The sequence below is a fragment of the Salipiger abyssi genome (assembly GCF_017311415.1).
In the GTDB taxonomy this organism is placed as follows: Bacteria; Pseudomonadota; Alphaproteobacteria; order Rhodobacterales; family Rhodobacteraceae; genus Salipiger; species Salipiger abyssi_A.
The window spans coordinates 38,634-56,590 of sequence record NZ_JAEKIS010000002.1; the positions used below are offsets into that span (position 1 = coordinate 38,634).

General features: G+C 66.5%; 16 protein-coding genes. 13 read left to right on the forward strand and 3 right to left on the reverse strand.

Annotated elements, in window-relative coordinates:
- Positions 1 to 237: 237 nt before the first annotated feature.
- From argE to I6N89_RS03540, 5 genes are all read left to right on the forward strand, one after another.
- Positions 238 to 1,404 carry an acetylornithine deacetylase gene (argE, locus tag I6N89_RS03520; RefSeq protein ID WP_207016842.1) on the forward strand — a complete coding sequence of 389 codons (1,167 nt, stop codon included), beginning with the start codon at positions 238 to 240 and terminating at the stop codon, positions 1,402 to 1,404.
- Positions 1,401 to 2,744 carry an NAD(P)/FAD-dependent oxidoreductase gene (locus I6N89_RS03525; protein WP_207016843.1) on the forward strand — a complete coding sequence of 448 codons (1,344 nt, stop codon included), beginning with the start codon at positions 1,401 to 1,403 and terminating at the stop codon, positions 2,742 to 2,744. The genes argE and I6N89_RS03525 overlap by 4 nt, the downstream gene beginning before the upstream one ends.
- 79 nt (positions 2,745 to 2,823) lie before the next feature.
- Complete coding sequence (locus I6N89_RS03530) at positions 2,824 to 3,987, forward strand: M20 aminoacylase family protein (protein WP_207016844.1); 1,164 nt, start codon at positions 2,824 to 2,826, stop codon at positions 3,985 to 3,987.
- Between the two features lie 159 nt (positions 3,988 to 4,146).
- The gene (locus I6N89_RS03535; protein WP_207016845.1) at positions 4,147 to 4,608 is read left to right on the forward strand and encodes a c-type cytochrome; all 462 of its coding nucleotides are present in this window, start codon (positions 4,147 to 4,149) and stop codon (positions 4,606 to 4,608) included.
- Positions 4,609 to 4,617: 9 nt separating this feature from the next.
- Positions 4,618 to 5,214 (forward strand): cytochrome b/b6 domain-containing protein, encoded by a 597-nt coding sequence (locus I6N89_RS03540; RefSeq protein WP_207017122.1) that lies wholly within the window; start codon positions 4,618 to 4,620, stop codon positions 5,212 to 5,214.
- Between the two features lie 30 nt (positions 5,215 to 5,244).
- Here the strand turns inward: I6N89_RS03540 and I6N89_RS03545 are convergent, their stop codons facing one another.
- The gene (locus I6N89_RS03545; RefSeq protein WP_207016846.1) at positions 5,245 to 5,517 is read right to left on the reverse strand and encodes a DUF2934 domain-containing protein; all 273 of its coding nucleotides are present in this window, start codon (positions 5,515 to 5,517) and stop codon (positions 5,245 to 5,247) included.
- A gap of 191 nt (positions 5,518 to 5,708) precedes the next feature.
- On the opposite strand from I6N89_RS03545, the gene I6N89_RS03550 reads away from it, so the two are divergent.
- From I6N89_RS03550 to I6N89_RS03585, 8 genes are all read left to right on the forward strand, one after another.
- On the forward strand, positions 5,709 to 6,509 hold the full coding sequence (locus I6N89_RS03550) for a glycosyl transferase (RefSeq protein WP_207016847.1): 801 nt from the start codon (positions 5,709 to 5,711) through the stop codon (positions 6,507 to 6,509).
- An 82-nt stretch (positions 6,510 to 6,591) separates the two neighbouring features.
- On the forward strand, positions 6,592 to 7,851 hold the full coding sequence (fabF, locus tag I6N89_RS03555) for a beta-ketoacyl-ACP synthase II (RefSeq protein ID WP_076704334.1): 1,260 nt from the start codon (positions 6,592 to 6,594) through the stop codon (positions 7,849 to 7,851).
- Positions 7,852 to 9,015, forward strand: a complete 1,164-nt coding sequence (gene mltG, locus I6N89_RS03560) for an endolytic transglycosylase MltG (protein ID WP_207016848.1) — start codon at positions 7,852 to 7,854, stop codon at positions 9,013 to 9,015.
- Between the two features lie 117 nt (positions 9,016 to 9,132).
- Positions 9,133 to 10,029, forward strand: a complete 897-nt coding sequence (locus I6N89_RS03565; protein WP_207016849.1) for a DMT family transporter — start codon at positions 9,133 to 9,135, stop codon at positions 10,027 to 10,029.
- A 355-nt stretch (positions 10,030 to 10,384) separates the two neighbouring features.
- Positions 10,385 to 11,761 (forward strand): cysteine--tRNA ligase, encoded by a 1,377-nt coding sequence (gene cysS / locus I6N89_RS03570; protein ID WP_207016850.1) that lies wholly within the window; start codon positions 10,385 to 10,387, stop codon positions 11,759 to 11,761.
- Between the two features lie 147 nt (positions 11,762 to 11,908).
- Positions 11,909 to 13,531: a citramalate synthase gene (gene cimA, locus I6N89_RS03575; RefSeq protein ID WP_207016851.1), complete on the forward strand. Its 1,623-nt coding sequence runs from the start codon at positions 11,909 to 11,911 to the stop codon at positions 13,529 to 13,531.
- Positions 13,531 to 14,247 carry a class I SAM-dependent methyltransferase gene (locus I6N89_RS03580; protein ID WP_207017123.1) on the forward strand — a complete coding sequence of 239 codons (717 nt, stop codon included), beginning with the start codon at positions 13,531 to 13,533 and terminating at the stop codon, positions 14,245 to 14,247. The genes cimA and I6N89_RS03580 overlap by 1 nt, the downstream gene beginning before the upstream one ends.
- Positions 14,248 to 14,285: 38 nt before the next feature.
- Positions 14,286 to 15,062: a squalene/phytoene synthase family protein gene (locus tag I6N89_RS03585; protein WP_207016852.1), complete on the forward strand. Its 777-nt coding sequence runs from the start codon at positions 14,286 to 14,288 to the stop codon at positions 15,060 to 15,062.
- Positions 15,063 to 15,125: 63 nt separating this feature from the next.
- Here I6N89_RS03585 and gltA read toward each other — a convergent pair whose 3' ends face one another.
- Together gltA and gltX are read right to left on the reverse strand one after the other, a co-directional pair.
- Positions 15,126 to 16,424 carry a citrate synthase gene (gene gltA, locus I6N89_RS03590; protein WP_207016853.1) on the reverse strand — a complete coding sequence of 433 codons (1,299 nt, stop codon included), beginning with the start codon at positions 16,422 to 16,424 and terminating at the stop codon, positions 15,126 to 15,128.
- Positions 16,425 to 16,531: 107 nt separating this feature from the next.
- Entirely contained in the window at positions 16,532 to 17,938 is a 1,407-nt protein-coding gene (gene gltX / locus I6N89_RS03595; protein ID WP_207016854.1) for a glutamate--tRNA ligase, read from the reverse strand.
- Positions 17,939 to 17,957 lie beyond the last annotated feature (19 nt).

Here is a 17,957-nt window from a genome sequence, read left to right on the forward strand (position 1 = left end):
CCCCCGCGACCCCCGTTCCGCTCGCGCTCGTTGACAGGGGCGCTGCGTATGAAAAGGGGGGCGTTGCCCCTCGCGCGACGGGGCGCGCTCACCCGAGTATTTCCGGAAAGATGAACCTGGCTTTTGTGAGGGAAATTTGGGCGGGGTCGGTCTTCGGATGCCGGCTATGCGGCGGGCGCTCTTGCGGGCCGCTCGGGGCGGGCTTAGGTCATTGGTGAACGAACAAAGGACCCCCAAATGCCGACCCGCCTGTCCCCGCGCGAGATCCTCGCGCATCTGGTGAGCTTTCCCACCGTCAGCCGCGATACCAACCTGCCGCTGATCGACTGGGTGGAGGGCTATCTGGGCAAGCACGGCATCGACAGCCACCGCCATTACAAAGAGGCCGAGCCCGATCTCAAGGCGGCGCTCTTTGCCCATGTGGGGCCGGCGGAGGAAGGCGGCGTGGTGCTCTCGGGGCATACGGATGTGGTGCCGGTCGACGGGCAGGAATGGACCTCCGATCCCTGGACACTGACCGAACGCGACGGGCGGCTCTACGGGCGCGGTTCCACCGATATGAAGGGCTTTGACGCGCTGGCGATCTGGGCGCTGGTCGAGGCGAAGCATCGCGGCGTGATGCGGCCCCTGCAACTGGCGCTGACCTATGACGAAGAGATCGGCTGCACCGGCGCCGCCGATCTGGTGGCGGCGATGCAGGGTGTGGTGCCCAAGGCGGCCTCGGCGATCATCGGCGAGCCGACGATGATCAAGGCGGTGACCGGTCACAAGGGCGGGGTGAATTTCTGGATCCATGTGCATGGGGTCGAGGTGCACAGCTCGATCCTGCATACCGGCGTCTCGGCGATCATGTGGGGCGCGAAGCTCATCGAATGGGCCAATGCGCAGAACGCCGCAAATGCCGCCGCCAAGCCCGGCGAGATCGCCGCGCTCTTCGATCCGCCTTACACCAACGTGCATGTGGGCCAGATCCATGGCGGCACCGCGCACAACATCACCGCCAAGGATTGCGCATTCGGCATGAGCTTTCGCGTCATCCCCGGCGAAGACCCGGAGGATTGGGCGCGGCGTCTGATGGAGGCGGTGACCGCGCTGGAGGCAGAGATGAAGGCGGTGCATCCCGATGCCTGGATCGAGGTCACGCGGATGTTCGATCTGCCGCCGCTTAAACCCACCGAGGGCAACAGCGCCGAGGAACTGGTGCGTCAGGTCACCGGCGACAACGGTGTGATGCAGGTGAGCTACGGCACCGAGGCCAGCCATTTTCAGGCCGGCGGCTACGACGCGGTGGTCTGCGGACCGAGCGACATCACCATCGCCCACAAGCCCGACGAATATATCGAGATCTCGCAGCTCGACGCCGGGCAGCGCTTTATGGACGGGCTGCTGGAGCGGTTGCGATGATCTTTCCGTTCCGCGACGAGGGGCCCGTCGAGCACGATGGCCCGCTGCCCGAGGCCTGCGATCTCGCGGTGATCGGCGGCGGGGTGATCGGCATCTCGACGGCGCTTTACGCGGCGCGGGCAGGGCTGAACGTGGTGCTGCTGGAAAAGGGCCGGGTGGCCGCCGAGCAGAGCTCGCGCAACTGGGGCTGGATCCGGGTGCAGGGCCGCGACATGGCCGAGATCCCGATCGCGCTTGAGGCGCAGGATCTCTGGCCGCAGCTCGACGCGGACTGCGGCGGGCGGCTCGGCGTGAAACAGGTGGGGGTGAGCTATCTCGCCCGCAGCGACAAGGAGATGGCGGGCTTTGCCGGCTGGTTGGAAGAGGCCAGACCGCTCGGCGTGTCGTCCTGCCTGCTGGATGCCGAAGAAACCAGAACGTTGCTCGGCGCCGAAGACAGCCCCTGGGTCGGCGCGCTGCATACGCCCACCGACATGAAGGGCGAGCCCTGGGTGGCGGTGCCGGAGCTGGCGCGGCTCGCGAGTTCCGAGGGCGCCACGATCCGCGAGCGCTGTGCCGTGCGCGGGCTCGACATGCAGGGCGGCAGGGTCGCCGGGGTCGTCACCGAAAAGGGCCGCATCGCCTGCGCGCAGGTGGTGCTGGCGGGCGGGGCGTGGTCCTCGCTCTTCCTGCGCCGGCACGGGGTGCGCATCCCGCAACTCTCGGTGCGCTCCACCGCCATGGCGACGGAGCGGCTGCCGCAGGGGGTGAACACCGCGGCGGTGGACGATGCGCTGGCCTTTCGTCCGCGCGACGATGGCGGCTACACGCTGGCGCCGGCAGGGTTTGCCGAGCTCTTCATCGGGCCGGATGCGTTTCGCGGGCTCAAGACCTATCTGCCGCTGGCGATCTCGGGCGATTTCGACGTGCATCTGCGAGCGCCGGCGCCGGCAGGCTATCCGGATGCCTGGGGCACGCCGCGCCGCTGGGGCGACGGTGACGAGACGCCTTTCGAGCGCATGCGCATTCTCTCTCCCGAGCCCAACGCCGCCAAGGTCGCCGAGATGCGCCGGCGGTTCGGGCAGCATTTCCCGCAGATGGGCGAGGTGCCCTTGCAGGCCGCCTGGGCCGGGATGATCGACGTGATGCCCGATGTGGTGCCGGTGGTCGACCGGGTGCCGGAGCTGCCGGGGCTGAACGCGGTCACCGGCATGTGCGGCCACGGGTTCGGCATCGGCCCCGCCTTCGGGCGCATCGCCGCAGACATGGCGCAGGAGCGCGATCCCGGCCACGATCTGAACCGCTTCCGCATCACGCGCTTTTCCGACGGGTCGAAACTGATCCCCGGACCCAATATCTGACATCCAATCAGGCCGCGCTTGCCGCCCGCACCGGGCGGTGGCAGGCTTTTCGCAAGATACGACAACAGGAGCCAAAGACATGCCCGTCAAGAACCGTTTCGCCGAGTTGCAGGACGAAATCACCGCCTGGCGACGCGATTTCCACGAAAACCCGGAGATCCTCTTCGACACCCACCGCACCGCCGGCATCGTCGCTGAAAAGCTGCGCGAATTCGGTTGCGACGAGGTGACCGAGGGCATCGGCCGCACCGGTGTGGTCGGCGTCATCAAGGGCAAGGCCAGCGGCTCGGGCAAGGTGATCGGGCTGCGCGCCGATATGGATGCGCTCCCGATCCACGAGGCGACGGGGCTCGACTATGCCTCCAAGACTCCGGGCGCCATGCATGCCTGCGGTCATGACGGCCACACCGCCATGCTGCTGGGGGCGGCGAAATACCTCTCCGAGACGCGCAATTTCGACGGCACCGTGGTGGTGATTTTCCAACCCGCCGAAGAGGGCGGCGGCGGCGGGCGCTTCATGTGCGAGGATGGGCTGATGGAGCGCTGGGGCATCCAGGAGGTCTACGGCATGCACAACTGGCCCGGCGTGCCCACAGGGCAGTTCGCCATCCGGCCCGGCGCCTTCTTTGCCGCCACCGATCAGTTCGAGATCACCGTGCACGGCAAGGGCGGTCACGCCGCCAAGCCGCATCAGGCCACCGACCCTCTGGTGACATCGGCGCATGTGGTGACCGCGCTGCAAAGCATCGTCAGCCGCAATTCCGACCCCGACGATCAGATGGTGATCTCTGTCACCTCGATCGAAAGCTCGTCGAAGGCCTTCAACGTGATCCCCGCCGCCGTCACCATGCGCGGCACCATGCGCACCATGTCGAAGGCGAACCGGGACCTTGGCGAGGAGCGGATCAAGGCCCTGGTCGCCGCCACTGCGCAGGCGCTCGGCTGCGAGGCCGAAATCAAATGGATTCCGGGCTATCCGGCGATGGTCAACAGCGAGGCTCAGACCGAGTTCGCCGCCGATGTGGCCGAAGCGATTGCCGGCGCCTGCGAGCGGGATGCGCCGATCACCATGGGCGGCGAGGATTTCGCCTATATGCTCGAAGAACGCCCCGGCGCCTATATCCTCGTGGGCAACGGCCCCTCTGCCGATGTTCACAACCCCGAGTACAACTTCAACGACGAGGCAATTCCCGCAGGCTGTTCGTGGTGGGCCGAGGTCGTGGAGCGGCGGATGCCTGCCTGAGGGTTGGGCAGATGACGCTCGCTCACGAAAAGGTCAAAAAGATTCTGTAGGTTACATTTTTATTCTAACATTCAGATGTGTACCATCTAGGGGACCGGCGCGGCGTCACACCCGCGCCGGTTCTGTGTTCAACCCATGTTACAAGGGATCTCATCCGACATGCGCAAGGTTCTCCTCTCAGCTTTGATCGCTGCCGTTCCCGCCACGATGGCACTGGCGCAAACCGCCGAAAACGAAACCGTCAAGGCGCGCCGCGCCTTCTACACCATGCTTGGCTTTGAAATGGGCGGTCTTGCCGCCATGGCGCAGGGCAAGGTCGAGTACGACGCCGAAGCCGCACAGGCCCACGCCGCCGATATGGTCACGCTGACCGGGCTTCACACGGCGGATTTCTATGCGCCGGGCACCTCCAAGGACGATCTGCCGGGCGAGACCCGGGCGCTGCCGGTGATCTGGGAAGACATGGGCGCGTTCCAGGAAAAGGGTCAGGCCTTTGGCGCCGCCCTGGCAGAGCTCAACACCGCCGCGGGCGGTGGGCTCGACGCGCTGCGCCCCGCCGTGGGCAAGCTCGGCGGCGCCTGCAAGGCCTGCCACGACGATTTCCGCGCCGCGGATTTCTGAGCCGTGAGCATTGCCGAAAACACCGGCCGGGGGGCAGCGCCCTCCGGTTCCGGAGACCAGCTCTGGGATCCGGTCGTGCGCGTCCTGCACTGGGCGCTGGTGATCGCCTTTGCCGCCGCCTGGGGGCTGGGCAAGTTCGGGCCGTCGCAGATGACGCTGCATTTCTATGCCGGCTACACCGTCGCCGGGATCGTGCTGCTGCGCGTGGTCTGGGGCTTTGTCGGGCCGCGCACCGCGCGGTTTGCGAGCTTTGTGAAGGGGCCGCGCGCGGTGCTGGCTTATGCGCGCCAGATGCCCGCGCGCAAGCCGTCCAATAGCTGGGGGCACAATCCGGTGGGCGCGCTCTTTGTCGTGGGTGTGCTGTTTGTGCTCGCCTTGCAGGTGCTCTCGGGGCTGCTGGCCGATCCGGAGGATTACGTCAATGTCGGGCCGCTGGCGCAATATGTCTCGGCGGATATCACCCGCAAGGCGCTGGCGCTGCACGAACCGCTCTCGACGCTGCTGCTGATCATGGTGATCGGCCATATCGCCGCCATCGGGTTTTACCGCCGCTGGAAGGGCGAAGACCTGATCACCCCGATGATCACCGGTCGCAAGAAAGGGTAAGGCGGGATTTCCCGCCGCCCGTTTCCCCGCTCAGACCTCGGATTTCGCCTTGGCCTTGCGCGGCTTGGCAGCTTTTTTCTCGGCGGTTTTCGCCTTTGCCTTGGGCTTTTCGGCCGCCGCCTTCGCCTTGGCGCCGGCCTTCTTCGCCGCCGGCTTGCGCTTGGGTTTCGGCGCGGCGTCGCTCAGGCTGGCGCTGGCCTCGGCCCAGTGCAGGGCCTGCTTGCCCTCTGGGCAGCCTTCGTTGAGCCACAGGAAATAGGCCGCTTCGGCGATCTGGGCCTCGGTGGGGGCGGCAGTGCTCATCCGCATCTTCCTCATCTTTAAAGTGAGTCGTAAAGCCGGTGAAAAACCGGAGGGTGTCAGTGTGCCACAGCCATGTCGCGGGGCAATGACGCGGCGGCATCCTTGCTGCGCGGCGTGACGATTTGCCCAACGGGATGGCACAGCCCGGCGCTTTGGGCTAAAGCCCGGGCAAAGCCGTTCGGAGACCAGGCGTGACGCAAAGAGCCAATATCATCTGCATCAAATGGGGCACGGCCTTTGGCCCGGAATATGTCAACCGCCTCTATTCCGGGGTGCGGCGGCACATGTTGCGCCCGATCCGGTTCTTCTGCATGACCGAACATGCCGAGGGTCTGCACCCGGATGTGGAGATCCTGCCGCTGCCGATCGAGCCCTTTGCCGAGCCCATGGCCGCCGCGCTCGCGGTGGCGAACCGGCAGGGGGCGATGCGCAAGGTGTCGCTCTTCCGGCCCGGGCTGGTGCCGGATCTGGAGGGGCCGTTCCTCGGCTTCGACCTGGATGTGGTGATCACCGGATCGCTCGACGAGATCCACGATCTGGCGCCCGGCACCGTGGCGATGCGCCACGACTGGACGGAAAAGCGCAAGGGCCGGCCCACCGGTCACGGCTCGGTCTTCCGCTTCGATCCGGCCCAGCACGGGTTTCTCTACGAGGATCTGGCGGCCAATGCCTATGCAGAGGTGGAAAAGGCGCGCGGCTCCGAGCAGCGCTATACCAGCCACAAGGCGATGGATCGCGGCGTTTTCACCTATATCCCCGAGCCCTGGGTGGTGTCGTTCAAGTATGACTGCAACCCGTTCCCGGGAAACTGGTTGCACGCGCCGCGCCTGCCGGACGACGCCCGCGTCGTCTGCTTCCACGGGCATCCGAAAATGACCGAGGCGCTCGACGGTTACAGCGGCAGCTTCATCCGCCATTCCAAGCCCTGCGACTGGCTGCGCGAGCACTGGATAGAGCGGGCGGTCGCCGATCTCGGCCCGGACTGGGCCTGAGCGGCTTCGAAGGCTTGCCCCGCCCCGCGCGGGCAGGGTAAGAGCGAGGCCACGAAAGAAGTCTGAGGGAAGGGCAGTGCGCATGCGTCGCGTCGTTGTTACCGGGCTGGGGCTGGTCACACCCCTGGCAGACGGTGTGGAAAAGAGCTGGGAACGGATCCTTGACGGGCAGTCGGGCGCCGGCCCGATCACCGGGTTCGATCCCGAGGGGCTGGTCACGACCTATGCCTGCGAAGTGCCGCTTGGCGACGGGTCGGACGGCACCTTCAATGCCGACACCTACATGGAGCCGAAGGAGCAGCGCAAGGTCGACACCTTCATCCTCTTCGGCATGGCCGCCGCCGATCAGGCGGTGAAGGATTCCGGCTGGATGCCCACCGACAAGGAAGAGCTCGAACGCACCGGCGTTCTGATCGGTTCCGGCATCGGCGGGCTGAATTCCATCGCCAACACCGCCGTGATGATGGAGGCCAAGGGCCCGCGCCGCGTGTCGCCCTTCTTTGTGCCCGGCGCGCTGATCAACCTGATTTCCGGTCAGGTGTCGATCCGCTACGGCTTCAAGGGGCCGAACCATTCGGTGGTGACCGCCTGTTCCACCGGCGCCCATGCCATCGGCGACGCGATGCGGCTGATCAAATACGGCGATGCCGACGTGATGGTCGCGGGCGGCGCCGAGGCGGCGATCTGCAAGATCGGCATCGCCGGCTTTAACGCCTGCAAGGCGCTCTCGACCAAGCGCGCCGACGATCCGCAAAAGGCCAGCCGGCCCTATGACGCCGACCGCGACGGGTTCGTTATGGGCGAGGGCGCGGGCATCGTCGTGCTGGAGGAATACGAGCACGCCAAGGCGCGCGGCGCCAAGATCTATGCCGAAGTGCTTGGCTATGGCCTCTCGGGCGACGCCTATCACATCACCGCGCCCTCCGAGGATGGCGAGGGCGGCGAGCGCTCCATGCGCGCGGCGCTGAAATCCGCCGGGCTGAGCCCGGAAGACATCGACTATATCAACGCGCATGGCACCTCGACCATGGCCGACACGATCGAGCTTGGCGCGGTCGAGCGGCTGCTGGGCGATCACGCGGCCAATGTCACCATGTCCTCCACGAAATCCGCCACCGGCCACCTTCTGGGGGCGGCGGGCGCGATTGAGGCGATCTTTTCGATCCTGGCGATCCGCGATCAGGTCGCGCCGCCGACGATCAACCTCGACAACCCGGCGGTGGAGACCCCCATCGACCTGGCGCCCAATGCCAAGCGCGAACGCAAGATCACCCATGCGCTGTCGAACTCCTTCGGATTCGGCGGGACCAATGCCAGCGTGATCTTCGGAAAGGCCGAATAAATGTGGCGAAGCGTCGCCTCCAACGCGCTGACCTTTCTGGTGGTGCTGGTCTTCCTGTTCGGCGGTGTGCTGATCTGGGCGCAGAACGAGTATTCGGCGGAAGGCCCGCTGGATGCGGCGATCTGCCTTCAGGTCAATCGCGGCAGCAATTTCACCCGCGTCTCCGAGGATCTGGAGGGACAGGGCGCGATCTCGTCGGGCACGATCTTTCGCCTCGGCGCGGATTATGCCGACAAGACAGGGGATCTCAAGGCGGGCTCCTACCTGGTGCCCGAGCGCGCCTCGATGTCGGAGATCACCGAGATCGTCACCCGTGGCGGCGCCTCGACCTGCGGCACCGAGGTGGTCTACCGCATCGGCGTGACCCGCGCAGAGGTGCAGGTGCGCGAGCTCGATCCGTCCGTCGGGCGCTATGAGGAGGTGCTGGAATTCGATCCCGGCGCCGAAGAGATCCCGGCCGCCTATGAGGATTTCAAATCCGCTGTCGGCACCCGTTTCCGCATCGCGCTGGCCGAAGGCGTGACGAGCTGGCAGGTCGTCGAGGAGCTGAAACAGGTTGATGTGCTGGAGGGCGAGGTGGCCGAGCTACCCGTAGAGGGCTCGCTGGCGCCCGACAGCTACGAGGTGGTTGTGGGCGACGACCGCGCCGGGCTGATCGAGCGCATGCAGAACGCGCAGGAGGTCATCCTCGCCAATGCCTGGGCGAACCGCGCCGATGGGCTGCCCTACGAGACGCCGGAGGAGGCGCTCACCATGGCCTCCATCGTCGAAAAGGAGACTGGCGGCGCAGAGGAACGCCCGCTGGTGGCCAGCGTTTTCGTCAACCGGCTAGAGCGCGGCATGCGGCTGCAAACGGACCCGACAGTGATCTATGGCATTACCCAGGGGCAGGGTCCGCTGGGGCGTGGGCTGCGCCAGTCCGAGCTTCGCCGCGAGACGCCCTACAATACCTATGTGATCGCCGGTCTGCCGCCGACGCCCATCGCCAACCCGGGCCGCGCCAGTATCGAGGCGGCGCTGAACCCGGCGGACTCCGATTACATCTATTTCGTCGCCAAGACCCTGGATCCTGCGGATGGGCACAATTTCGCGGAAACGCTCGACGCGCATAACCGCAATGTCGCCGCCTATCGCCGGCTCGAGGCGGAGCAGGCCAACCAGTAAGGCGCCCGCCCGCATTCGGGGCAGGTCAGAGAACCGCGGGCGGGATCGGGCAACCGGTTCCGCCCGTTGACGTTTCTCAGGCTTGGGGGCGCGCGCAGGCTCTGCTAAGGCAGGGCCATGTCGCAGGATCGGATCGTTCTTATCGCCACGGTGATCGTGGCCCTGAGCGGGGTGCTCTGGGGGGTCTATTGGCTGCCGGTGCGCGCCATGGTGGCGCGCGGCCTGCCCGGCGCTTGGGGCACGGTGTTTGCCACCGGTGTGGCAACGCTGGTGCTGGGTCCGCTGGTGCTGCCGCGCTGGCGCGATCTGATCCGGGCAGGGCCCGTGGCGCTCTGCGCCATCGCAATCGCGGGGGCGGCCTTCACGCTCTATTCCATCGGGCTGGTCTATGGCAGGGTGGCGATCATCATCCTGCTCTATTTCCTCACCCCTGTCTGGAGCACGCTGATCGGCCGCTATGTCATGGGCTGGCACACGCCGGTGCTGCGCATCGCGGCGGTCGGGCTGGGGCTTCTCGGCCTGGTGGTGATGTTGAGCGCCGGCGGCGAGGCGCCGTTGCCACGCGGTGCGGGCGAGTGGATGGCACTGATCTCCGGGCTGATGTGGTCGCTCGGCACCACGGGCATCCGCGCCAGATCGACGCTCGGGCCGCTGCCGGCGTCCTTCGTCTTTGCCGCGGGGGCGACGGTGACCGGGCTGACGCTGGCGCCGGTCTTCGATCCCTGGCCCGAGGGCCTGTCGCCCTGGGCGGATCCCGTGCTGATCGGGCTGGCACTGGGGACGGGCGTTGTCTGGTGGGGGCTATCGCTGGTCCTGCTGATGTGGGCGACGCTGCGGCTCGACCCGGCGCGGGTGGGCATTTTGTTGCAGGCCGAGGTGCTGGTCGGTGCGCTTTCGGCGGCGCTGCTGGCGGGCGAGCATCTGCACCCGCTTGAGATCGCCGGCGGCGCGCTGGTGGTCGCGGCGGGCCTGCTGGAGGTCTGGCCGGTGCGGCGGCGGGCGCGGGTCGAGTAGGTTGGACGGTGGGCAGGATTGCCCACCCTACAGAGAGCGTCTGCAACCGCCGGGGATCGTGGGAGCGGCGCTGGTGGTCTGGCGGGGGCGGCGGCGGGCGCGGATCATTTAGACGCATGGTGGGCAGATTGCCCACCTTGTAACGCAGGCTGACGGCACCGGGGATATGTCTGGACAGGACGGGCGCGATGCCGCTATAGAGCCGCCATGACCACGCAAGCGACCCTCATCCGGATTTGCTGCATTACCTGCTGACATCTGTCGGGTCCTTCCGACAAACGGCGGGCCGGTCTTCTATTCCCATCCAGAACCGAAGTTGCTACTCCCGCCGCGACCCTGTGCCAAGGAGCGCGCTATGGACATCTGGCTGACCAATTCCCGCACCCGCAAGAAGGAGCGTTTCGAGCCCATCGACGCGGAGAATGTGCGGATCTATGTCTGCGGCCCCACGGTCTATGACCGGGCGCATCTGGGCAATGCCCGGCCCGCCATCGTCTTCGACGTGCTGTTCCGGCTGATGCGGCAGGTCTACGGGCCCGATCACGTCACCTATGTGCGCAACTTCACCGATGTGGACGACAAGATCAACGCGCGGGCCGAGGCCTCGGGGCGCAGCATCGGCGAGATCACCGCCGAGACCACGCAATGGTATCTCGACGATATGGCCGCCGTGGGAGTGATGCAGCCCACCCATATGCCGCGCGCCACCGAATATATCGCTCAGATGATCGCGATGATCTCGGACCTGATCGAGCGCGGCCATGCCTATGAGGCCGAGGGCCATGTGCTCTTTGCGGTGGAGAGCTACACGCAATATGGCGCGCTGTCGGGCCGTTCGGTCGACGACATGATCGCCGGCGCAAGGGTCGAGGTGGCGCCCTACAAGCGCAACCCGATGGATTTCGTGCTGTGGAAACCGTCCTCGCCGGAGCTGCCGGGCTGGGAGAGCCCCTGGGGCCGCGGGCGTCCGGGCTGGCATATCGAGTGCTCGGCGATGAGCTACGAACTGCTGGGGGCAACCTTCGACATCCATGGCGGCGGCAACGACCTGATGTTCCCGCATCACGAGAACGAGATCGCCCAGAGCTGCTGCGCCCATCCCGAGGGCGGCTTTGCCAGGGTCTGGCTGCACAATGAGATGTTGCAGGTCGAGGGCAAGAAGATGTCCAAGAGCCTGGGCAATTTCTTCACCGTGCACGATCTGCTGGAGGGCCATGACGGGTTGCCCGGCGTGCCGGGTGAGGTGATCCGTTTCGTGATGCTCTCGACGCATTATCGCCGACCGATGGACTGGACGGCGGAGAAGGCGGCGCAGGCGGAGGCGGTGCTGCGCAAATGGCGCGGGCTGGTGGACGGTGTCGAGGCCGGGCCGGTGCCCGAGGCGGTGCTGGCGGCGCTGGCCGACGATCTCAACACCGCCGGCGCGATTGCCGAGCTGCACCGGCTGGCGGGTGCCGGTGAGGCCCCGGCCCTGAAGGCCGGGGCGGGTCTGCTCGGCTTGCTGGAGCCGGAGCTGGGCGCCTGGGCCGAGGCCTCGGTGGATCTCTCGGGGCTGACGGCGCGGCTGGCGGAGCTGCGCGCACAGGCGATGCAGAGCAAGGATTTCTCCGAGGTGGACCGGATGAAGGCGGCGCTGATCGACGCGGGCGTCGAGGTGCGCATGTCGAAAGCCGGGGTGGAGCTGCTGCCCGGCGCCGGGTTTGACGCGGCGAAGCTGGAGGGCCTGTCGTGAGGCCGGGCAACTCTTTTCGAAAAGAGTTGCAAATTCCTTCGAAGGAATTTGCTGCGATGTTGGTGCGCGCGGTGCACTTGACCGGCGCGGCAGCAGATGGCCTGGCCAGCGGGGAGTATTTGCGGAAAGATGAAAGGAGGGGGCGTCATGGCTAAGGAGCGCCTCTATCTCTACGACACCACCCTGCGCGACGGGCAGCAGACCCAGGGGGTGCAGTTCTCCACCGGGGAAAAGCTGCGTATCGCGGAGGCGCTGGATGCGCTCGGGGTCGATTATATCGAGGGCGGCTGGCCCGGCGCCAACCCCACCGACAGCGCGTTTTTCGACACGGTGGAGGCGACGCGCGCCACCATGACCGCCTTTGGCATGACCAAGCGGGCCGGGCGTTCGGCGGAGAACGATGACGTGCTGGCCGCCGTGCTGAATGCCGGCACCAGGGCGGTCTGTCTGGTGGGCAAGACCCATGATTACCACGTCACCGCGGCGCTGGGGATCACGCTCGAGGAGAATATCGAGAATATCCGCGCCTCGCTTGCTCATATCGTGGCGCAGGGCCGCGAGGCGCTGTTCGATGCGGAGCATTTCTTCGATGGCTGGAAGGCGAATGCACCCTATGCGCTGGAGTGCCTGAAAGCCGCCCTTGAGGCCGGTGCGCGCTGGATCGTGCTTTGCGACACCAATGGCGGCACGCTGCCGCATGAGATCCATGACATCGTGAAAGAGGTGATCGCCGGCGGTATCCCCGGCGCACGGCTGGGCATCCACACCCATAACGACACCGAGAACGCGGTGGCGGGGTCGCTGGCGGCGGTGGATGCCGGCGTGCGGCAGATCCAAGGCACGCTGAACGGGCTGGGCGAGCGCTGCGGCAATGCCAATCTCACCTCGCTGATCCCGACGCTGCGGCTCAAGGAACCCTATGCCCGCGCCTATGACATCGGCGTGAGCGGCGAGGCGCTGGAGGGGCTGACTCAGACCTCGCGCATGCTCGACGAAGTGCTGAACCGCGTGCCGATGCGGCAGGCGCCCTATGTGGGGTCCTCGGCCTTTGCCCACAAGGCGGGGCTGCATGCCAGCGCCATCCTCAAGGATCCGACGACCTACGAGCATATCGACCCGGGCGCGGTGGGCAATCGCCGCGTCATTCCGATGTCGAACCAGGCCGGGCAGTCGAACCTGCGCCGCCGGCTCGCCGAGGCGGGGTTCGAGGTGGAGAAGGGCGATCCGGCGCTGCCGCGCATCCTCGAGACCATCAAGGCGCGCGAGGCCGAGGGCTATACCTACGATACCGCGCAGGCCAGTTTCGAGCTGCTGGCGCGGGAAGAGCTGGGCCGACTGCCGGAGTTCTTCGAGGTCAAGCGCTACCGGGTCACCATCGAGCGGCGCAAGAACAAGTATGACAAGATGGTCTCGCTCTCCGAGGCGGTCGTGGTGGTCAAGGTCGACGGGGTGAAGAAGCTCTCGGTCTCCGACAGTCTAGATACCGACGGTCACGATCGCGGGCCGGTGAACGCGCTCTCCAAGGCGCTGGCCAAGGATCTCGGCCCCTATCAGGCGGTGATCGACGATATGCGGCTGGTGGATTTCAAGGTGCGCATCACCCAGGGCGGCACCGAGGCGGTGACCCGCGTGATCATCGACAGCCAGGATGGCGCGGGCCGGCGCTGGCAGACCGTGGGGGTGAGCGCGAACATAGTGGATGCGTCTTTCGAGGCGCTGCTCGACGCGGTGCGCTGGAAGCTGATCCGCGATTGCGGAGAGACTGCGTGATGGATCTGCCGGCGGAGTTCCTGACGCTGTACAGCCGGCTCGACCGGCAGGGGCCGGGCCTCTCCGGCGATGTGATCTGGGCACTGGAGCGGCTCGGGCTCTCGGGTCCGCTCGCGGTCTGCGATGCGGGCTGCGGCACCGGCGCCGATTGCGAGACGCTGGCCCGCGCGTTGCCCCGGGCGCGGATCGAGGGCGTGGAGGCTGTGCCGGCCTTTGTCGCGGCGGCGCAGCCCCGGCTGGCGGATCTGCCCAACGCGACTGTGCGTGTGGGCGATATGGGCGCGCTGGAGGGGCCCTACGATCTGATCTGGTCGGCAGGCGCGATCTATTTCCTCGGCGTGACCGAGGGGCTGCGTGCCTGGCGCGAGGCGCTGGCGCCGGGCGGGGCGGTGGCGTTTTCGCAAGGCGTTCTGCTCGGCGAGGACGAGCCGCAGGCGGTGCGCGATTTCTGGGCGCCGGAGCCGGGGATCACCACCTGCGAGGGCGTGCTGGAACAGGTCTCCGACGCCGGCTTCGAGGTGATCGACAGCAAGCTGCTCATCGGCGCGCCCTGGGCCGCCTATTACGACAGCCTGTCTGTGCAGATCGCGGCGCTGCGCCCGGGTGCGAGCGCGGCGATGGCCGGGGTGCTGGACGGCGCGGATCGGGAAATCGCGCTTTGGCGGCAGGCGCCGGAGCGCATCGCCTATCTTCTGGTGCTGGCGCGGCCCCGCTGACCCTTTCCTTTGCAGCGCAAGCGGCTTAGGTGCAGCGCATGGAATTCGATGACGATCTGACCGCATGCGCCAGCCTCGTGGAGCGCGGCGACCCCGACCGCTTCGCCGCCGCCATGGCGGCGCCGGTGCCGGCGCGCGCGGTGCTGTTCCCGCTCTATGCCTTCAATCTCGAGGTCGCGCGCGCGCCCTGGGTCACGCAGGAAAGCACCATCGCCGAGATGCGGCTGCAATGGTGGCGCGACGCGTTGGAGGAGATCCGGGGCGGCGGCAAGGTGCGGCGGCATGAGGTTGTGACGCCGCTTTCCCGCGTGCTCGATGCCGAGAGCGCGGCGCTGCTCGACCGGCTGGTTGGCGCCCGGCGCTGGGACATCTACCGCGATCCGTTCGAGGATGCGGCGCATTTCACCCGCTATCTCGAAGAGACCTCCGGCCACCTGCTGCTTGCCGCCGGTCGTGCGCTTGGCGGCATGCCGGAGGCGGTGGCGCGGGATGCGGGCTATGCGGCGGGGCTGGCGCAGTTCCTGCGCGCGGTGCCGGAGCTCGAAGCCAACGGGCGCGTGCCGCTGGTGGATGGCCGTCCGGAGGCGGTGGCGGGACTGGCGCAGGAAGGGCTGGCGCGGCTGGCGCGGGCGCGCAAAGGTCTGGGGGAGGTGGCGCGCCCGGCGCGGGCGGCGCTGCTGGCGGGCTGGCAGGCCGGGCCGCTGCTGCGGCAGGCGGCGCAGGCGCCGGGCAGGGTGGCCGAAGGCACGCTTCAGCTCTCGGAATTCCGCCGCCGCGCCCGTCTTTTGCGGCTGGCGGCGACCGGCGGGATCTAAGACACCGTCCCACGAAAAAGGCCGCCCCGGGAGGCGGCCTTTTGTCTGTGCCGTGAGCGGCGCTCAGCGGTTTTCGATATCCACGTATTCGCGGATGGTGTTGCCGAGATAGAGCTGGCGCGGACGGCCGATCTTGTGCTGCGGATCGGCGAGCTGCTCTTTCCACTGCGACACCCAGCCGACGGTGCGCGACAGCGCAAAGATCGGCGTGAACATGGAGGTCGGGAACCCCATCGCTTCGAGAATGATGCCCGAATAGAAATCGACATTCGGGAACAGTTTCTTCTCGGCGAAATAGGGATCGGCCAGCGCCTGCTGTTCGAGCTCCTTCGCGGTGGCGAGGATCGGGTTGTTCTCGATCCCCATCAGGTCGAGCACCTCGTCGGCGGATTGCTTCATCACCGTCGCGCGCGGGTCGAAGTTCTTGTAGACGCGGTGGCCGAAGCCCATCAGGCGGAACGGGTCGTTCTTGTCCTTGGCGCGGGCGATATATTCCGGGATCTTGTCCGGCGAGCCGATCTCTTTCAGCATCTCCAGGCAGGCCTGGTTGGCGCCACCATGGGCGGGGCCCCAGAGGCAGGCGATGCCGGCGGCGATGCAGGCGAAGGGGTTGGCGCCCGAGGACGAGGCCAGACGCACCGTCGAGGTCGAGGCGTTCTGCTCGTGATCGGCGTGCAGGGTAAAGATCCGGTCCATGGCGCGGCTCAGGATCGGGTCGACGTCGTAACGCTCTGCCGGCACCGAGAAGCACATGTGCAGGAAGTTCGCCGCGTAATCGAGATCGTTGCGCGGATACACGAAGGGCTGGCCGATGGAGTATTTATAGGCCATCGCCGCGATGGTCGGCATCTTGGCGATCAGCCGGTGGCTGGCGATCTCGCGCTGGCGCGGGTCGCTGATATCGGTGCTGTCGTGATAGAAGGCCGACATGGCGCCGACCACACCCACCATGGTTGCCATCGGATGCGCATCGCGGCGGAAGCCGCGGAAGAAGTTGTGCATCTGCTCGTGGATCATGGTGTGGCGGGTGATGGTGTTCTCGAAATGCTCGAGTTCCGCCGCCGAGGGCAGCTCGCCATAAAGCAGCAGGTAGCAGACTTCCAGATAGTGCGACTTTTCCGCCAGCTGGTCGATCGGATAGCCCCGGTGCAGCAGCTCGCCCTTGTCACCGTCGATGAAGGTGATGGTGCTGTCGCAGCTTGCGGTCGAGGTGAAGCCGGGATCGTAGGTGAAGACGCCCGCCTGCGCATAGAGCTTGCGGATGTCGATTACGTCCGGGCCGGCGGTCGGCGAATAGACCGGCAGCTCGACGCTTTTGTCGTCGATTGTCAGCGTCGCGGATTTCGTCGGAGTGTCAGCCATGCTTTTGCGTTCCTTTCGAAAAGGCCTGGGCGCAGGGTGCGCCGCGGCGGTCTATTTCTTTCTCACATGGCCTAACGAGCCGTTTCAGGAAACGCTCTTTCAGGCCTTTACCCCGTCTCAGAGGTTGCTGCGTGCTCGATCCGGCGGATTGTCTCGTCTTTCCCGAGCACAAGCATCATGTCGAAAACGCTCGGAGTCACCGCGCGCCCCGCAAGCGCAGCGCGCAGGGGTCCGGCAAGCTTGCCGAATTTCGTCCCCTGATCCTCTGCGAATGCGGCCGTGGCAGCTTCGAGCTCTTCCCGCGACCAGCTAGCATTTTGCAGATGCGGCGTCAACGCAACCAGTATACCACGGGATACAGGGTCTAGCGCCTTCTGCGCCTTCTCGTCCGGCTCGATCGGCGTATCCGTCAGGATAAAGTTCGCTTTTTCAAGAAGTTCCGGGAACGTCTTGGCGCGCTCTTTCAGACAGTACATGCCGCGTGCCATACCGTCGCGCTGACCTTCGGTCAGGGGCGTTTCTCCGGTCACCGAGAGATAGGCGTCGATTTCTTGCAGCAGCGCAGCATCGTCCGAGGCGGCGATATGCTGGCCGCAGAGATTCTCCAGCTTCTTGAAATCGAACCGCGCCGGGGATTTTCCGATTCCCCCCAGATCGAACCATTCGGTCGCCTGTGCATCGGTAAAGAATTCGTCATCGCCATGGCTCCAGCCGAGCCGGGCGAGGTAATTGCGCATGCCCGCCGCCGGGTAGCCCATCTTCTGATATTCGTCGACGCCGAGCGCGCCGTGGCGTTTCGACAGCTTCTTGCCGTCCGGCCCGTGGATCAGCGGGATATGCGCCCAGACCGGCATGTCCCAGCCCATGGCGCTGTAGATGCCCATCTGCCGTGCCGCGTTGTTCAGGTGATCGTCCCCCCGGATCACATGGGTTACGCCCATGTCGTGGTCGTCGACGACGACCGCCAGCATATAGACCGGGGTGCCATCGGAACGTAACAGGATCATGTCGTCGAGCTGATCGTTGCGGATCACCACGCGGCCCTGCACCTGATCCTCGATCACCGTCTCGCCCTCCTGCGGCGTCTTCAGCCGGATCACATAGGGCGCATCGGGGTGGGTTGCCGGATCGGCATCGCGCCAGGGGCTCTGGAACAGGGTCGAGCGGCCCTCTTCCTTCGCTTTTTCGCGAAATGCCGAAATCTCCTCCTGGGAGGAGAAACACTTATAGGCCGCACCCTTGGCCAGCAGCTCCTGGGCCACCTCGGCATGGCGGGCGGCACCTTCGAACTGGCTGACCACATCGCCGTCATGGTCGAGCCCGAGCCAGTCGAGCCCCTTCAGAATCGCTGCGGTCGCCTCGGGGGTCGAGCGCGCGCGGTCGGTGTCTTCGATGCGCAGCAGGAATTTCCCGCCGCGGCCACGGGCGTAGAGCCAGTTGAACAGCGCCGTGCGCGCGCCGCCGATATGCAGGAAGCCGGTGGGCGACGGCGCGAAACGGGTGACGACGGACATGCGGATTAACCTCTCGGTA

Excerpts from the sequence above, each read along its gene's own strand:
- I6N89_RS03525 (WP_207016843.1), top strand. The coding sequence starts at position 1,401 with ATGATCTTTCCGTTCCGCGACGAGGGGCCCGTCGAGCACGATGGCCCG.
- mltG (WP_207016848.1), top strand. The coding sequence starts at position 7,852 with ATGTGGCGAAGCGTCGCCTCCAACGCGCTGACCTTTCTGGTGGTGCTG.
- gltX (WP_207016854.1), bottom strand. The coding sequence starts at position 17,938 with ATGTCCGTCGTCACCCGTTTCGCGCCGTCGCCCACCGGCTTCCTGCAT.
- cimA (WP_207016851.1), top strand. The coding sequence starts at position 11,909 with ATGGCTAAGGAGCGCCTCTATCTCTACGACACCACCCTGCGCGACGGG.
- fabF (WP_076704334.1), top strand. The coding sequence starts at position 6,592 with ATGCGTCGCGTCGTTGTTACCGGGCTGGGGCTGGTCACACCCCTGGCA.
- gltA (WP_207016853.1), bottom strand. The coding sequence starts at position 16,424 with ATGGCTGACACTCCGACGAAATCCGCGACGCTGACAATCGACGACAAA.
- argE (WP_207016842.1), top strand. The coding sequence starts at position 238 with ATGCCGACCCGCCTGTCCCCGCGCGAGATCCTCGCGCATCTGGTGAGC.
- I6N89_RS03530 (WP_207016844.1), top strand. The coding sequence starts at position 2,824 with ATGCCCGTCAAGAACCGTTTCGCCGAGTTGCAGGACGAAATCACCGCC.
- I6N89_RS03565 (WP_207016849.1), top strand. The coding sequence starts at position 9,133 with ATGTCGCAGGATCGGATCGTTCTTATCGCCACGGTGATCGTGGCCCTG.
- I6N89_RS03545 (WP_207016846.1), bottom strand. The coding sequence starts at position 5,517 with ATGAGCACTGCCGCCCCCACCGAGGCCCAGATCGCCGAAGCGGCCTAT.
- I6N89_RS03585 (WP_207016852.1), top strand. The coding sequence starts at position 14,286 with ATGGAATTCGATGACGATCTGACCGCATGCGCCAGCCTCGTGGAGCGC.
- I6N89_RS03535 (WP_207016845.1), top strand. The coding sequence starts at position 4,147 with ATGCGCAAGGTTCTCCTCTCAGCTTTGATCGCTGCCGTTCCCGCCACG.
- I6N89_RS03580 (WP_207017123.1), top strand. The coding sequence starts at position 13,531 with ATGGATCTGCCGGCGGAGTTCCTGACGCTGTACAGCCGGCTCGACCGG.
- cysS (WP_207016850.1), top strand. The coding sequence starts at position 10,385 with ATGGACATCTGGCTGACCAATTCCCGCACCCGCAAGAAGGAGCGTTTC.